The sequence below is a fragment of the Microcella putealis genome (assembly GCF_004216575.1).
GTDB classification, from domain to species: domain Bacteria; phylum Actinomycetota; class Actinomycetes; order Actinomycetales; family Microbacteriaceae; genus Microcella; species Microcella putealis.
Window position 1 is genome coordinate 229,167 of sequence record NZ_SGWW01000003.1, and the last position, 15,589, is coordinate 244,755.

12 protein-coding genes and 2 pseudogenes are annotated in these 15,589 nt (G+C 68.4%); 7 read left to right on the forward strand and 7 right to left on the reverse strand.

Annotated elements, in window-relative coordinates; all coding sequences use genetic code 11:
• Positions 1–399: 399 nt before the first annotated feature.
• The gene (gene nucS / locus EV141_RS08525; protein ID WP_130485537.1) at positions 400–1,095 is read right to left on the reverse strand and encodes an endonuclease NucS; all 696 of its coding nucleotides are present in this window, start codon (positions 1,093–1,095) and stop codon (positions 400–402) included.
• A gap of 76 nt (positions 1,096–1,171) precedes the next feature.
• Between nucS and EV141_RS08530 the strand changes: the two genes are divergently transcribed.
• Positions 1,172–1,537 carry a hypothetical protein gene (locus EV141_RS08530; RefSeq protein WP_130485538.1) on the forward strand — a complete coding sequence of 122 codons (366 nt, stop codon included), beginning with the start codon at positions 1,172–1,174 and terminating at the stop codon, positions 1,535–1,537.
• Here EV141_RS08530 and EV141_RS12530 read toward each other — a convergent pair.
• The 5 genes and pseudogenes from EV141_RS12530 to EV141_RS08550 all read right to left on the reverse strand — a co-directional run bounded on the left by EV141_RS12530 (position 1,442) and on the right by EV141_RS08550 (position 4,108).
• Positions 1,442–1,681: pseudogene (locus EV141_RS12530) on the reverse strand (toxin). The gene EV141_RS08530 and the pseudogene EV141_RS12530 overlap by 96 nt on opposite strands.
• Positions 1,678–1,935 carry a ribbon-helix-helix domain-containing protein gene (locus EV141_RS08540; protein WP_130485539.1) on the reverse strand — a complete coding sequence of 86 codons (258 nt, stop codon included), beginning with the start codon at positions 1,933–1,935 and terminating at the stop codon, positions 1,678–1,680. Before EV141_RS08540 ends, EV141_RS12530 begins: the two are co-directional and overlap by 4 nt.
• 74 nt (positions 1,936–2,009) lie before the next feature.
• Positions 2,010–2,375: an SDR family NAD(P)-dependent oxidoreductase gene (locus EV141_RS12505; RefSeq protein ID WP_260437771.1), complete on the reverse strand. Its 366-nt coding sequence runs from the start codon at positions 2,373–2,375 to the stop codon at positions 2,010–2,012.
• Between the two features lie 2 nt (positions 2,376–2,377).
• Positions 2,378–2,806 (reverse strand): annotated as a pseudogene (locus tag EV141_RS12510) (SDR family NAD(P)-dependent oxidoreductase); the annotation flags it as partial.
• A 9-nt stretch (positions 2,807–2,815) separates the two neighbouring features.
• Complete coding sequence (locus EV141_RS08550; protein WP_130485540.1) at positions 2,816–4,108, reverse strand: MFS transporter; 1,293 nt, start codon at positions 4,106–4,108, stop codon at positions 2,816–2,818.
• 19 nt (positions 4,109–4,127) lie between these two features.
• Here EV141_RS08550 and EV141_RS08555 point away from each other — a divergent pair, with 19 nt between their 5' ends.
• Together EV141_RS08555 and EV141_RS08560 are read left to right on the forward strand one after the other, a co-directional pair.
• Positions 4,128–5,216: a LacI family DNA-binding transcriptional regulator gene (locus tag EV141_RS08555; protein WP_130485541.1), complete on the forward strand. Its 1,089-nt coding sequence runs from the start codon at positions 4,128–4,130 to the stop codon at positions 5,214–5,216.
• Positions 5,217–5,329: 113 nt separating this feature from the next.
• Positions 5,330–5,512, forward strand: a complete 183-nt coding sequence (locus EV141_RS08560; protein WP_130485542.1) for a CsbD family protein — start codon at positions 5,330–5,332, stop codon at positions 5,510–5,512.
• A gap of 58 nt (positions 5,513–5,570) precedes the next feature.
• On the opposite strand, the gene EV141_RS08565 is transcribed toward EV141_RS08560, so the two are convergent.
• Positions 5,571–6,911: an MATE family efflux transporter gene (locus tag EV141_RS08565; protein WP_311768252.1), complete on the reverse strand. Its 1,341-nt coding sequence runs from the start codon at positions 6,909–6,911 to the stop codon at positions 5,571–5,573.
• Between the two features lie 74 nt (positions 6,912–6,985).
• On the opposite strand from EV141_RS08565, the gene EV141_RS08570 reads away from it, so the two are divergent.
• From EV141_RS08570 to EV141_RS08585, 4 genes are all read left to right on the forward strand, one after another.
• Positions 6,986–8,194 carry an MFS transporter gene (locus tag EV141_RS08570; protein WP_130485543.1) on the forward strand — a complete coding sequence of 403 codons (1,209 nt, stop codon included), beginning with the start codon at positions 6,986–6,988 and terminating at the stop codon, positions 8,192–8,194.
• 11 nt (positions 8,195–8,205) lie between these two features.
• Positions 8,206–10,167 (forward strand): M13 family metallopeptidase, encoded by a 1,962-nt coding sequence (locus EV141_RS08575; protein ID WP_130485544.1) that lies wholly within the window; start codon positions 8,206–8,208, stop codon positions 10,165–10,167.
• Positions 10,131–11,072 carry a serine hydrolase gene (locus EV141_RS08580; protein ID WP_241969188.1) on the forward strand — a complete coding sequence of 314 codons (942 nt, stop codon included), beginning with the start codon at positions 10,131–10,133 and terminating at the stop codon, positions 11,070–11,072. The genes EV141_RS08575 and EV141_RS08580 overlap by 37 nt, the downstream gene beginning before the upstream one ends.
• A 264-nt stretch (positions 11,073–11,336) precedes the next feature.
• Positions 11,337–15,551, forward strand: a complete 4,215-nt coding sequence (locus EV141_RS08585) for a hypothetical protein (protein WP_130485546.1) — start codon at positions 11,337–11,339, stop codon at positions 15,549–15,551.
• Positions 15,552–15,589: the final 38 nt, after the last annotated feature.

The following is a 15,589-nucleotide window of genomic DNA, read 5'->3' on the forward strand; positions in this document are numbered from 1 at the left end:
GCCTAGGCGGGCGGGCTGGGTGCTCCGCCGCGCGAGGGCTGAAGCTGCGCGTGTGCCGCGCTGGCCTGGACGCGCTCGCCGCGCTGAGCTCAGCGAGTTGCCCCTTGTGGTCGAGCCTGCCGAGAGAGGGCGGCCACCAGGGGCAACTCAGCGGGTGGGCGGCCGCGGCGCACAACTCGGCTGGCGGATGGAGGCGAGGCGGGCGTTCCGTGAGATGCGCGAACGGCGCGAGCCGCGCATCCACGTTGTCACAAGTGCGCCGAATGGTCAGTTGTGGGGGCCACCTCGCGGGGATACCCCCCAACTGACCGTTCACGGAACTCTGTGACGCGCGACGGCTGCGGCGTCTGCGTGGCGGCCGCAGTAGGCGCGCGGCGTCGGTACAGGCCCTCCGATCGCTCAAAACAGGCGCGGCACCCCGTCGTCGATGCCGCGCATCGCGTCGTAGTCGAGCAGCAGGCAGCGGATGCCGCGGTCCTCCGCGAGGGTGCGCGCCTGCGGTGTGATCTCTTGCGCCGCGAAGATGCCGGCGACGGGGGCGAGCAGCGGGTCACGGTTCATCAGTTCGAGGTACCGGGTGAGCTGCTCGACCCCGTCGATGCCGCCGCGGCGCTTGATCTCGATCGCGACGGATGCGCCCACCGCGTCACGGGCGAGGATGTCGACCGGCCCGATCGCCGTCATGTACTCGCGGCGCACGAGCGTGTACCCGTCGCCGGCGAGCTCGATCTGCTCGGCGAGCAGCTTCTGTAGGTGCGCCTCGACGCCGTCCTTTTGCAGTCCAGGGTCGACGCCGAGCTCGTGCGCGGTGTCGTGCAGCGTCTCGTAGATGGAGACGACCAGCATGTCGGCGGTTTTTGCGTGCGTGACGCGCCAGAGTTCGGTGACCCCCGCATCCCTTTGGTCGTCATCGGGTTCGTGCACGGTCAGGGTGCACGGCGGGCTCATCCAGTTGAGCGGCTTGTAGCTGCCGCCGTCGGAGTGCACGAGCAGCGACCCGTCGTTCTTGTGGATGAGCAACCGCGTCGCGAGCGGAAGGTGCGCCTGCAGGCGGCCGGCATAGTCAACGGAGCAGCGGGCAATGACGAGACGCACCCGCCCAGCCTAGGCGTGTGGATGGGGCGTTTAGTCTCGCCGGGTGAGAGCGGGAGTGCGGGTGATCGTGGTCGGTGTGCTGACGCGCGTGCAACTGCGGGCGGCGCTCGCCGAGGCGGGTGTGCAGTTCAATTCCTATGCCGAAACGCTGCTCGACAGCACAGTGTTCGACGATCCGTCACCGCAGACGGTCGCCGTCGTCGAGCGGTCGGTGGCCGAGCTCGGCCTACTCGACGGCGGAACCATGCCCGAGGTTTTCGCCGCCGCGCAGGCGCGCGGGCTCGCCCTGTGCCCGCCGGGCGACACATTCTTATTCAGTGTGGCGGCCACCAATCAGGACACGGCGCTACGGCAGGAGGTCGCGCAGGTGCGGGCGGGCCTTCATGGCGTGAATGACGAGCTCGTTTCCACTGTCGAAAACGAGGACCACTGTCTCGAGTAGTCGGCCCTGCGTATCGAAACCCAGCCTGAGCTATCGCGCGGGGCTGTCGTCGTCGAGAAACTCGACCCACATGGCCCATGTCGCCGCGTGTATGGCGTCGTTGGGCGATACGCCGTGTTTCTTGGCAGAGGGGTGAACCTTCATCCCGCCGCGAGCGCGTCGCGGATAACGTCGGAGCGCGACTTGCCTTCGCGTGCAGCTCGGGCATCGAGTGCGGCTACTTCTTGCGCGGTCAGACGCACGGCGATTGCTCGCGACGGCTCTGCACCTCGCCCGGGCCGGCCACGCCCGCGCTTCTTGAGTGCGGCGACGTCGTAGCCTGCTTCGGCCTCCGCCGCCCACGCCGCGATCTGCTCCTCGGTGATGGGGACGCCATTGATGGTCTCGCGGTCAGTCATGAGATTAATGTTATACGGAAATTCCGTGTAGCGCCGCGAGACGGGTCAGCACGTGCACGTTCGACGTGACAGCGCTACCCCCAGAGCCCGGGCCGGCGCTCTTCGGCGACACTGTTGCCACCGTCGACGACGATGAGCTGGCCGGTGACGTAGGAGGCGCCGGGCGAGCAGAGCCACGCGATGGCACTCGCCACCTCATCGCCGCGACCGCTGCGGCCCACCGGCGATAGGTCACCCTCGACAGCCTCCTGTTCGAGCTGCGAGCCCGTCGCGATCCAGCCCGGCGCGACCGCGTTGACCGTGATGCCGCGGCGGGCTTCGTCGATCGCGAGTCCGCCGGTGAAGCCGAGCAACCCCGCCTTCGCGGTGCCGTAGCCGAGGTCGTCACCGCGGCCTGCACGGCACCGGTGGTCGACGCGACCGTAACGATGCGTCCCCAACGTTGCTCGCGCATCCGGCCGATCATGGCGCGTGTGACGAGAAAGACGCTGGTCAGGTTGACATCGACGGCGCTGCGCCACTCGGCGAGGGTCATGTCGAGGTCGCCGCGCGGCATCTCCTCGCCGACGGCGACCATGCCCGCGTTGTTGACCAGCACATCGGGAAGTGCGCCGAGGTCGGCGATGGCGGTGGCGAGCCCGGTCACCCCGTCCTCGGTCTCAAGGCGCGCGACGAACCCGTGCGCCTCGACGCCCGCGGCGGCGAGCTCGCGCACGCGGTCATCGATCCGGTTGGTTGTCGCGGTCATGAGGATGCGCGCCCCACGTTCTCCGAGCATCCGCGCGGTCGCGAAACCGATTCCGCTGGGCGAGCCGCAGCCGGTGACGAGGGCGGTGCGCCCGGTGAGGTCGAGGTCGGCGGGCAGCGTCATGGCCGGAGCCTACGCGGCGGGCGACCCCGCGTCGGCCTTCGTGTCGGACTTCGCGGCGCGCTTCTCGCGTTCGCGCGCCGCGGCCCCCCGCTCGCGGGCGGCCGGCGACGACACCGCGGTGACGACGACGAGCGCGAGCACGACCCACAGCGAGTTGATGAGCCCGATGCGTTCGCCGAGGAAGCCGATGAGCGGCGGCCCGACGAGAAAGGCGAAGTAGCCGACGGTCGCGACGGCGGCGACACGAGCCGCGGCGCGCTCGGGGTCGTCGGCGGCGGCCGACATGCCGACGGGGAACCCGAGCGAGGCGCCGAGACCCCAGACGAAGATCGCGACGCCGGCGACGACCGGCTGGTCGACGAGGATCAGCGTCGTCAGGCCGATGATCGCGAGGATGGCCGAGCCGACGAGTACAGGAACGCGGCCGAAGCGGTTGAGAATCGGCACGCCCACGATGCGCCCGGTCGTCATGGCGACGGCGAAGACCCCGAAGTAGAAGGCGCCGGTGGCCTCGTCGACGCCGCGGTCGTCGACCATCGCGAGCGCGAGCCAGTCGTTCGCCGTGCCTTCGGCGAAGGCCATGCCCAAGATGACGAGGCCAATGACGATCGTGCGCGGCTCACGCCAGATCGCCATGCGCTGGCCGAAGGTAGTGCGCTTCGGTCCATCACCGTCGTCGTCGAGGCCGGGGAGGGGGCGGTGCCGGGGCAGGCCGCGGTCGGCGACCAGCATGGCGACGCCGAGCACGACCGCGATGCCGAGGGTGTGCAGGTCGAGGCCCACGCCGACGAGGGCGAGCCCCGCGGCGATGGCGGCGCCCACGATCGAACCACCGCTCCAGGCCGCGTGGAACCAGGGCATGATCGCCGAGCCCTGCTCCTGCTCGACAGCCGCCCCCTCGACGTTCATCGCGACATCGACCACGCCCATGCACGCGCCGTAGACAACGAGCGCCGCGAGTACGACCGCGTACGAGCCGAGCTGCGCCGACCCTACGCCGACGAGCGCGATCATGATGAGCGACAGCAGAACGCCGCCGAGCATTCCCGCCCGGGTACCGACGCGGGCGATCAGGTGGCTCGACACGAGCAGCCCGCCGATCGAGCCCACGGCCATGCCGAAGATCAACAGACCGAACTGTTCGAGGCTGACGTCGAGGGCGTCGCGAATCGCGGGCGTGCGCGCCACCCACGTGGCCATGGTGGCGCCGTTGATGGCGAACACGGCGAAGACGGCCAGACGCCAGGCGACGAGGCTCGGACGCCGCTCAACAGCGGAGTCGAATCGATTCGATGCGGTCATTCGAGTACGCTACCAACCCATGACCGACGCGGCAAACGACCAGGGCGCAGCGCCCAGCGCACGGCCGACGCTCGCGCAGGTCGCGAAGCGCGCCGGCGTCAGCCCGTCGACCGCATCACTCGCGTTCTCGGGCGCCGGCCCCGTGTCAGACGACGCCCGCGAGCGGGTGCTCGCCGCCGCCCGCGAGCTCGACTACGGCGGCCCCGACCCGCGCGCCCGCAGCCTGCGCACCGGACGCAGCGGCATCATCGCCGTGGTCATGGAGGAGCGCATCCGCGACGGCTTCACCGACCCCATGGCGATTGCGATGCTCGACGGCATCGCCGATGAGATTGGCGCCGCGGGCTACAGCATGCTGCTGCTCACCGACAGCCCCGACCGCGACGCGGGGGGCTTGCGAGACGCCCCCATGGACGGCGCAATCCTGTTCGGCTGCTCCACCGACCTCGACCCGGCCGTTGCCGTTCTCGGCCAGCGGCACGTTCCCCTCGTGGGCGTCGAGACCACACCCCGCGACGGCATGTTCCTCGTCAACAGCGACGACCGCGTCACGGTCGAGGCGAGCGCGCGCCTCCTCGCCGAGCTCGGCCACGAGCGCGTCGGCATCATCACGCTGCCCCTCGATCGCGCCCGCACCCGCGGCCCGCTGACCGACGACAGGCTTGCCGCCTCGTACGCCTACACGGGCCTCGAACGGCTCGCCGGCGCGCGCGCCGTATTCCCCGACGCGCCCGCCGTGGTCGCCTCCGGCTCCCTCATCGACGAGGGGATGCACGCGGCCGTCACGCTGCTCGACCAGCATCCCGAGATCACCGCGATCATGGCGCAGAGCGATCTGCTCGCGATCGGCGCCATTCAGGCGGCGGAGGACCGCGGGCTCATGGTGCCCAACGACGTCAGCGTGGTGGGCTTCGACGGCGCGCGCGTCGACGGGCTCACCACTCGCACCCTGACGACCGTTGTGCAGCCGATCGCCGAGAAGGGCCGCGCTGCGGCCCGCCTCGTGTTGGGCGCGCTCGCCGATGCGCGTGATGGCGACCTGCGTGATCGAGAGTTCGCGAGCATCCTGCGCGTCGGCGACACGACCGGGCCTGCCCGCGCATCCTGAACACCGTGGTTTTCTGAAAAATCCCTGAGTCTCCGTGACGATCGGCGGCGCCCCGCCGTCCTACTCCCGGGCACGCCACCGCGGCCCGATATCCGATCGAAAGGAGCCTCACCATGAACATGGACAAGGCGAAGCACACCGGCGAAGAGCTGCTCGGCAAGGCCAAGGAGGCCGCCGGCAAGGTGACCGGCAACTCCTCGCTCGAGGCCGAGGGCACGGCTGAGCAGCTGAAGGCGAAGGCCAAGCAGGTCGGCGACGACATCAAGGATGCCTTCTCGGGCGACGACAAGAAGTAGTCGCTCGTCACACCCCGAGCGCCCCCGCCATCGACGACCACCCGGTGGGGGCGTTCGGTTATTCGCCGCCGGTCTTGTGCGACGCTCCCGTCACGATCCACCGCGTGCCCCGGGCGCGCCAGCCGAGCGTGGCCGCGCGCGCCGCGAGGTAGCCGATCATGAACGACAGGAAGAGGCCCGCGAGACCGGTGCTGAGCATCCCGATCGCGATTGCAAGTACAGCGAGGTAGGCGATCAGATTCAGGATGCCCGTCACGGCCAGGTAGCGCCCGTCGCCCGCCCCAATCAGTACGCCGTCGAGCACGAAGACGAGGCCGGCGAGGGGCAGCCCGACGGCGAGCGTGACCACGGCGAGCGGGATCAGCGCGCGCACGCCATCGTCGCTCGTCATGGCGATGGTGAGCAGCGGTGTCGCGGCCAGCAGCGGAACCATGAGCGCAACACCCACCCCCACGCCCCAGCCGACGAGCCGCCGGGTGATGGCGTGCACGCGGGGTACGTTGCCGGCGCCTAGGTCGTGGCCGATGAGCGCCTGGCCCGCGATCGCGAGGGCGTCGAGGGCGAGTGCCAGCAGGCTGTACAACGCGAACCAGATCTGCGTCGCGGCCAGCTCGTCGGTGCCGAGCTCGGCGGCGACCACCACGGTCACGACGAGGGCAATGCGCAGGCTCAGGGTGCGCACGAGCAGCCACGATCCGGCCTGGCCCGCCGCGCGAATGCCGAGCGCGCTGGGGCGCAGCGCAGCGTGCTCGCGCCGGGCCGCGCGCACCACGAGGGCGACCAGCACCGCCGCCATGCCCCACTGCGCGATGACCGTGCCGAGCGCCGAGCCGGCGACGCCGAGGCCGAGGCCGTAGATGAGGGCGGCGTTGAGGGCGATGTTCGCGGTGAACCCGGCGGCGGCGACGATGAGCGGGGTACGGGCATCTTGCAGCCCCCGCAGCACCCCGGTGGCGGCGAGCACGAGCAGCATGCCCGGAATGCCCCACCACGCGATTGTGAGGTAGTCGAGCGCAGCGGTCGCCACGGCCGCCTCGACCCCAAACGCGCCGACGATCACCGGCGACAGGGGCAGCAGCGTCGCGAGCAGCACCACGCCGAGGCCGAGCGCGAGCCACAGGCCATCGACGCCGGCCGAGAGGGCGCCCGGTCGGTCGCCCGCACCGAGGCGCCGCGCGACGATCGGCGTCGTCGCGTAGGCGAGAAAGATCAAGAGCCCCACCGCCGTCTGAAGCACCGTGCTGGCGATGCCCAGCCCGGCAAGCGCGGGGGCACCGAGGTGCCCCACCATCGCCGTGTCGGTCAGCACGAACACCGGCTCGGCGACGAGCGCCCCCAGCGACGGCACCGCGAGTCGCAGAATGTCGCGATCGAGCGAAGTCACACGGCAGCGCAGCACGAGCCAACGCTATCCGCCGCCGTGCACCACAATGACTGCGTGCCCATCGCCCCAGCCGCCCCGCGCCAGGCGACATGATTCGCATTCTGCGCAACCGCCGGTTTGCGGCGCTCTTTGCCTCGCAGGTCTCGTCGCTCGTCGCGACGGGCCTGCTCACGGTCGCGATTGCTCTCGTTGCGGTTGACCTCGATGCCGCACAAGCGTCGGCCGTCATCGCCACCGCCCTCACGATTCGCATCGCGGTGTACGTCGTGGTGTCGCCGATCGCCACGGCGCTGCTCGCCGGGCGCTCCAGTCGCGCGGTGCTCATCGCCGCCGACGCGATACGGATGCTCGTCGCGGTCGCCCTCGTCACGGTCACCACCCCCTGGCAGCTATTTGTCGGCATCGCGCTGCTGCAGCTTGCGTCAGCGGTGTTCACGCCGAGCTATCAGGCAGTGATCCCGCGTGTGCTGCCCGAGGAGCGCGACTACACCGCGGCCCAGTCGCTGTCGCGACTCGCGTACGACCTCGAGTCGCTCGTGAGCCCGCCGCTCGCGGCCGTGCTCGTACTGGTCGTGCCGACGACAGCACTCTTCGCCGTCACCGGGGCCGGGTTCGTGCTCTCTGCCGTCGCGGTTGTTGCGGCGGGGTCGCTGGGGCTCGTCGGCGCGAGCGGCGAGCGGTTCCGGCGCCGACTGAGCGTTGGGGTGCGCACGCTTGCACGCACCCCGGGTCCACGCTTTGCGGCGGTGCTCGACGGCGCGACGGCGACCGTCTACGCGACCGTGCTCGTGCTGACCGTTGTGCTGGTGGGCGACGCGGCCCCCGGTGACCCCGCGACACCGCTCGCCGCTGCTCTCGTCGCGTTCGGCCTCGGATCGATCGCGCTCGCGCTGTCGCTCGGCGCTCTGCTGCGTCGCGTCAGCGACGCCGCGGTGATGCGCGGCGGTGCGATGCTGGCGGCGGCGACCCTCGCGGCGACGGCCGCCATGGCCGCGAGCGAGACGCTCACCCTGTCGGCGATCGTCGTCGTCTGGTTGGGGCTCGGCGTCGCGTCGAGTGCGATCAGCACGCCGAGCGCCCGCTTCATTCGACGCGAGGTGCCGGCCGACGCGCATGCCGCGGTCTTCGCCGCTCGGTTCTCCACCTCGCACGCCTGGTACGCCCTCACCTACCCGGTGGCCGGGGGTGTTGCCGCTCTCGCGTCGCCCGCCGCCGCCCTGGTCACCCTCGCGGTCATTGCCGCAGCGTGTTTCCTTGCCGCCACATTTCCCATGGAGGTCATGGGGCGCCGCGATTAGGCTCGATCTTCGTGACTGCAGACCTCGCAAGCGGCATCATCCGCGACGAACTCGACCCGAGCATCCGACCGCAAGACGACCTGTATCGGCACGTGAACGGCCGCTGGGTCGCGCGCACCGAGATCCCCGCCGATAAGGCGCGCTACGGCTCGTTCATGGTGCTGGCCGAGGAGGCCGAGAAGGCCGTGCGCACGATCATCGAAGAGGCGCAGGGCGCCGAGCCCGGTACGGAAGAGCGCAAGGTCGGTGACCTGTTTGCCTCGTTCATGGACGAGGACCGCATCGACGCGCTCGGCGCCGAACCGCTCTCCCCGCTGCTCGCCGAGGTTGACGCCGTCGCCGACAAGGATGCGCTGCTCGCGACGATCGGACGCCTCCAGCGCCAGGGCGTCAGCGGCCCGCTGCAGCTCTTCATCGACAACGATCCGGGAGACCCCGAGCGGTACATCATCTTCGTCGAGCAGGGCGGCCTGGGCATGCCCGACGAGTCGTATTACCGGGAAGACGCGCACGCCGCGACCCGCACCGCCTACCGCGCCCACGTCGAGAAGATGCTCGCGCTCGCGGGCCTTGAGAACGCGGGCGACCGCGCCGAGCGCATCATCGCGCTCGAGACGGCGCTCGCCGCGCACCACTGGTCGACGGTGAAGAACCGCGACGCCCAGGCCACCTACAACCTGCGCTCGTGGGCCGACTGGCAGGCGCTCGCCGGCTCGGTCGATCTCGCCGTCTGGCGGGACGGCTACGGCATCGGCGCCGATGCATTCGGCGAGGTCGTCGTTCGTCAGCCCGACTTCACCGAGGGTTTTGTCGCCGTGCTCGCCGACACCCCGCTCGCCGACTGGCAAGACTGGCTGCGCTGGCACGTGATCCGCTCGATGGCCGCGTACCTGTCGAGCGACTTTGTGAACCAGAACTTCGACTTCTACGGCCGCACCCTCACCGGTGCCCCCGAGCTGCGCGCCCGCTGGAAGCGCGGCGTCGCCTTCGTCGAGGGCGCGATGGGCGAGGCCGTCGGCAAGGTCTACGTCGAACGGCACTATCCGCCGCAGGCGAAAGAGCAGATGGACGAGCTCATCGCCATGCTGATCGCCGCCTACCGCCAGTCGATCGAGACGCTGGAGTGGATGACGCCCGAGACTCGCGAGCGCGCCCTCGACAAGCTCGAGAAGTTCACCCCGAAGATCGGCTTCCCGGCGACGTGGCGCGACTACTCGGCGCTCGCCGTCGACGCGAGCGACCTGCTCGCGAACGTGCGGGCGGCGGGCGAGTTCGAGTTCCAGCGCGAGTTGGCGAAGATCGGCGCCCCCATCGACCGCGACGAGTGGTTCATGACCCCGCAGACGGTCAACGCCTATTACAACCCCGGCTTCAACGAGATCGTGTTCCCCGCGGCGATCCTTCAGTTCCCGTTCTTTGATCCGAATCGGGATGCGGCGGCCAACTACGGCGCGATCGGCGCGGTCATCGGGCACGAGATCGGGCACGGCTTCGACGACCAGGGCTCGCGCTACGACGGCGACGGCGCCCTGCGTGACTGGTGGACGGCCGCCGACCGCGCGGCGTTCGAAGAGCGCACGGGCTCGCTCATCGCCCAATACGACGCGCTTGAGCCGAGCGAGGCGCCCGGCCACCACGTCAATGGCGCGCTCACGATTGGCGAGAACATCGGCGACTTGGGCGGACTCGGCATCGCCTGGAAGGCGTACCTCATCTCGCTCGACGGCGAGGAGCCGCCGGTGATCGACGGCTTGACGGGCGCCCAGCGATTCTTCCTGTCGTGGGCCCAGGCGTGGCAGATCGCGATTCGCCCAGAAGAGGCGCTGCGCCTGCTGTCGATTGACCCGCACTCGCCGAACGAGTTCCGCTGCAATCAGATCGTGCGCAACATCGACGCGTTCTACGACGCGTTCGGCGTGACGGCCGAGGACGCCCTGTGGCTGGCGCCGGAGGAGCGGGTCACGATCTGGTGAACGATGCGCCGCTGACGAGACGACGGGATGCGCGCGCCGCGTCCCCGACGTCGGCGCGCCACGCGGCGGTCACGCGCGACCCGTCATTCCGTCCGTCGTTTCGGGCGCTCGGCCAGCTCGCCTACGGGGGAGCGCGGGTGTCGGTCGCGGTGCTCGAACTCGATTCGGGGCAGCCGATTTTTGCGGTGGACGAGCGGATCGTCTTGCCCACCGCATCCATCGGAAAGATTTTGTTGCTCGTCGAGGTGAGCGCTCGCCTCACCGAGCGCCGCCTGTCGGACTTCGCGATCGTCGACCGCGAGCCGCGCGACGCGGTCGCCGACAGTGGCATCTGGCGGCACCTGCAGGCGCCGGCGATGCCCATCAGCGACCTGGCCGCCCTGGTCGGGGCAACCAGCGACAACCTGGCGACGAACGTTTTGCTGCGCCAGATCGGGCTGGATGCGGTGCGCACGCGAACAGAACAGCTCGGCCTCGTGCGCACCGCCCTACTTGACGTCGTGCGCGATACCCGCGGCCCGGACCACGCCCCCCAACTGTCGGTCGGCTCGGCGGCCGAGCTGTCGTGGCTGTTTCACGCCCTCATGCACGGGCAAATCATCGACCGGCAGACGAGTGATCGCGTGCTGGGCTGGCTCTCGCTCAACACCGACCTCTCGTTGGTGGCGAGTGCGTTCGGCAGAGACCCGCTGTCACACCAGGGTGTCGAACACAACACCTGGATGATCAACAAGACCGGGACTGATGTGGGCGTTCGCTCGGAGGCGGGAGTTCTGCGGGGGCCGCGCGCGGGCCTGACCTACGCGCTGTCAGTGCAGTTCGATGACCGTGACCTTGCCTCACGACTGCGCGTGCTCGACGCGATGCGCACCTTCGGCCTCGACTTGCTCGAGTGGGTGCACTGATCCTTCACAACGGGGGTACCCCCAGCCTGCGGGCAGACTAGACCGTCTACGTTGTCGGGGTTTTTTCAGGATGGTTATAGTGAGCAGGTCTATGGACTCGGCATACCCGACGTTCGCCGAGGGCCGTAGCTGAATTACCCGAAAACCCGAACCGCCGTACCCGCGGCGGTAACGCGACCCCCATCGCGTGCACCACCCTTACCCGAATGCCGCGCGCCCGTTCGTCGAGCGCGCAGTGCTCCCTACCCCCAGGAGCTGTTACCCATGTTGCGCAGAAAAATTCTCGCCGTGGTCACGACGCTCGCCCTCGCGCTCGGTATGAGCGTGGGCGGTGCGGCGACCGCGTTTGCGAACCCCAATAACGGGTCGGAGATGAACCAGGCCAGTTACTGGAAGAACCTCTACCCGCACGCCGTCGAGTGTTACAAGCACACGGCAAGTGGCGGTGAGCACGGTGGCCTCAGCGGCGGTGGCGTGAAGCTGAACACGTTCAAACAGTCATGGCCGGGCGACCGCTGGGAAGTCTTGATCGTCAAGGGCGGTAATGGCGACAACTTCGGCAACGCGGTATACGAGTTCCCCACCGCGGGCACGGTCTACAAGACGCCCACAGGCCAGGCTGTTTCTCACTGGATTGTGTGTAAGGGCTCGACCCCAGCGGCTGCGTCGGTTTCGGTGACTCCCGAGACGTGCACGAGCCCGGCGAAACTGGTGTTGGGTACGACAACCCAGGCGCGGTTCGACGCGCCCACGTACACCAATGTCACGGGTGGCCAGAACTACCGCGTCGTCGCTCGCGCGATTGACTCAGCAACCTTCCCCATCGGCACGCCTGGTGTGAACGATGCGCGGACGCAGGTTGTGTTCACCGGCTTCCTCCCCAATGCAAACCCGGCCACCTGTGCAACGGCAACCGGTGACGTGACGGTCGGTGTTGCGACCTGTGTGGCAGGAGCATCGCCCATCACGGCGAACAGCTTCACGGGTGTCGCGAACGCGACCGGCGTTGTCACCAAGGACGGTTCGCAGGGCGGCACCTTCGAGGTGGTGTTCACCGCGAACTCGGGCACGACCTTCGCACCGAGCCTTGCGGGTACACGTGACGGCAAGACTTACACGCTGTCGAACGGCAGCACCAAGCTGACGGTGACCGGCACCCTGCCAGGAGCCGACCGCACACTCTGCGCCGACATGAAATTGACGTTCATGTGCAAGACGCAGGTCGAGGGCCCCGTGACAAACCTCGCCTACGCGAACGACACCACCTCATGGCCCGCTGGCGTGTACATCATGCGCGTCACGTCCGACCGTGCCGGCGTCGCGTGGACGGTTAAGGACGACGGCGGCAATGTGATCCAGACCGGCGTCTCCACCGGCCAGCCGCAGTTCTTCAGCCTCAGTGGGCCGAAGGCCGGCATGTCGCTCTTCTGGGAAAACCTGAAGCACTCGACGTCGTCGACGAACGACACCTCGCTGTGTGGCTTCACACCGAAGGTGACCGACGCCGCCATTGCGTTCACCGCGGCTGACTGCTTTACGGGTAGTGCGCTGGACCCCAGCAAGTTCAGCTTCGTGGCCGAAGAGTCGACGTACGCGATTACCGACGGTGAGAACGGCCAGAAGGTCATCACCTTCACGGCGGCCCTTGGCTACACCTTCGAGGGTGGCGCGGCGACGAAGATCTTCACCTTTACACCGACCGGGCCTGACCTGACGAAGTGTGTCGTGACGACGGCCTTCATCGACATCACACCGGCAGACTGCCTGACGGGCAGCTCGCTGAACGTTCAGGGTTTTGAGTACAACGCCGAGCAGTCGAGCTACGTCATCACCGATGGCGAAAACGGCCAGAAGGTCATCACGTTCACCGCGAAGCCGGGCTTCTTGTTCGAGGGGCAGAAGACGACCAAGGTCTTCACCTTCACTCCCGAGGGCCCGAACTTCCGACTGTGTGCCACGGCGACCGCGTCGTTGACGGTTCCGGACGCCACGTGTGACCTGGGTCAGGACTGGTCAAAGGTGAGCTTTGCGCTGGCCAACGCGACCGCTGAGGTGACGCAGGAGCCTTCGGCCGAGAACGGCTACGAGTACGCGGTGGTTTTCACCGCGAACTCGGGTGCGAAGTTCTTGGTTGACGGTCAGTACCGTGACTCGATCACCCGCACGGGCACGATCGATCCGCTGCCGAACCGCGAGCTCTGTGACGAGGTCACGGCCGACTTCACGGTCAACGGCCCGACGTGTCTGTCGGGGTCGACCCTGGGCGACTACATCTTCGATGACGAGCAGGTCTCGGTCAGCGACGTTGTCTTCGCCAAGGAAGGCACCTCGGTGTCGGTGACGTTCACCGCACTCCCCGGGTTCGCATTCGCTGGTGGCGAGAAGTCGCTAACGGTGACGAAGGACCTCGCAGGCCCCGACTTCCGACTGTGTGCCACGGCGACCGCGTCGTTGACGGTTCCGGATGCCACGTGTGACCTGGGTCAGGACTGGTCGAAGGTGAGCTTTGCGCTGGCCAACGCGACCGCTGAGGTGACGCAGGAGCCTTCGGCCGAGAACGGCTACGAGTACGCGGTGGTTTTCACCGCGAACTCGGGTGCGAAGTTCTTGGTTGACGGTCAGTACCGTGACTCGATCACCCGCACGGGCACGATCGATCCGCTGCCGAACCGCGAGCTCTGTGACGAGGTCACGGCCGACTTCACGGTCAACGGCCCGACGTGTCTGTCGGGGTCGACCCTGGGCGACCTGAGCTTCAGCGAGGGTGTCACCGCGGGTGAGCCGCAGTTCAGTGACGACAGCACATCGGTGTCGGTGACCTTCACGGCGCAGGCGGGCTACGCGTTCGCCGGTGGCGAGAAGTCGCTCACGGTCACGAAGCCGCTGCTCGGCCCCGACTTCACCCTGTGTGCAATGGCGACGGCGTCGCTGTCGGTGCCGGATGCCACGTGTGATCTGGGTCAGGACTGGTCGGAGGTCGACTTCACGCTGGCCAACGCGACGTCCGAGGTGACGCAGGTTCCGGCTGCTGAGAACGGCTTCGAGTACGAGGTGGTTTTCACCGCGAACTCGGGTGCGAAGTTCTTCGTCGATGGCCAGTTCCGCGACTCGATCACCCGCACGGGCACGATCGATCCGCTGCCCAACCGCGAGCTCTGCGACGAGGTGACGGCAGACTTCACAGTGATTGATCCCACGTGTGCGACGGGTGCGACCCTGGGTGCCCTGAGCTTCAGTGAAGGTGTCACCGCGGGTGAGCCGCAGTTCAGTGAGGACGGCACCTCGGTGTCGGTGGTCTTCACGGCTCCGACCGGGACCATCTTCCCGAACGGTGAGAAGTCGCTGACGGTGACGAAGCAACTCGCTGGCCCCGACTCGAGCCTCTGTGAGGAGCCGACGCTCGAAGGATCGATCGCAACGACCGCCTGTGAGACGGATGTTCCGTACATCCTCTTCTCGATCGAGCTGAACGACCCCGACAACCAGTCGACGGCCGGACTCGAGGACGCGGAGATCATTTTCAGCGGCCTCGACAGCGAGGGCAACGAGCGCGAGCTTGTGCTTGACAACCTTGAGGGCACCGTCGAAGACGGCGTCTTCTCGGGTCGCGTGCTGTGGCCCGGTGCCGCGGTCGTCGACGGCCAGGCTGCTGGCTGGCCCGGTTGGGAGCTCGCGGACGGCGAATGGACGAACGTCGGAGACGAGAACTTCGGCTGGACCCGTTCGCTCAGCTCGGTGACGCTCTCGGTCAACCCGAGCCTCGTGGTTGACCTCAGCTACCCGCAGGCGAGCCCGCTCTGTGCGAGCGACCCCACGGTCGTTGATGCCTTCGTTGAGTACAGCTACGACTGCCTCCTCGGTGGCACGATCGAGCTCAGTGACGCCCCCGGCGTCATCTGGACGGTCGACGGCGAGCAGACGGACCAGCGCGTGTTCACCGGCCTTGAGATCGATGACCAGCCGGTTATCACCGCGAGCCTCGACCCCGAGACGCCCGGGTTGTTCTTCTCACCCGAGTCGATCACCGAGCTGACCGTCGAGTTCGAGCTTCCGGAAGAAGGCTGTGACCTCGTCACCTCGCCGCTCGTGACCCCGACGCTGTCGACCACGCAGGCCACCTGCACCACGGCCGGCAGCTACACGCTCAACGCGGTCGAGGGTGTGCAGTGGCTCGTCAACGGTCAGGTCACCGCACCGGGTACCTACACCGCGACAACCGGCAGCACCGTCGAGGTTGAGGCTGTGGCCCTGCAGGGCTTCGGGTTCGGCTTCGAGACGCAGACCGAGTGGACGCTCAGCTTCCCGGCTCCGGCGGCCGGCGCCTGCGACCTGCCCACGCTGAGTCTCGAAGAGACCGACCTGCCGACCCTCGCCCTCACCGGCGCGAGCGGCATGCTCGGAACAGTCGGCATCATCGCACTGCTCATCACCCTGACGGGCATCGGCGCGGTCGTCGCCCGCCGTCGCGTGGAGGCGTAACCCAGCGCCCCACGCAGCGCGGTCGGGGGTCGTGAACT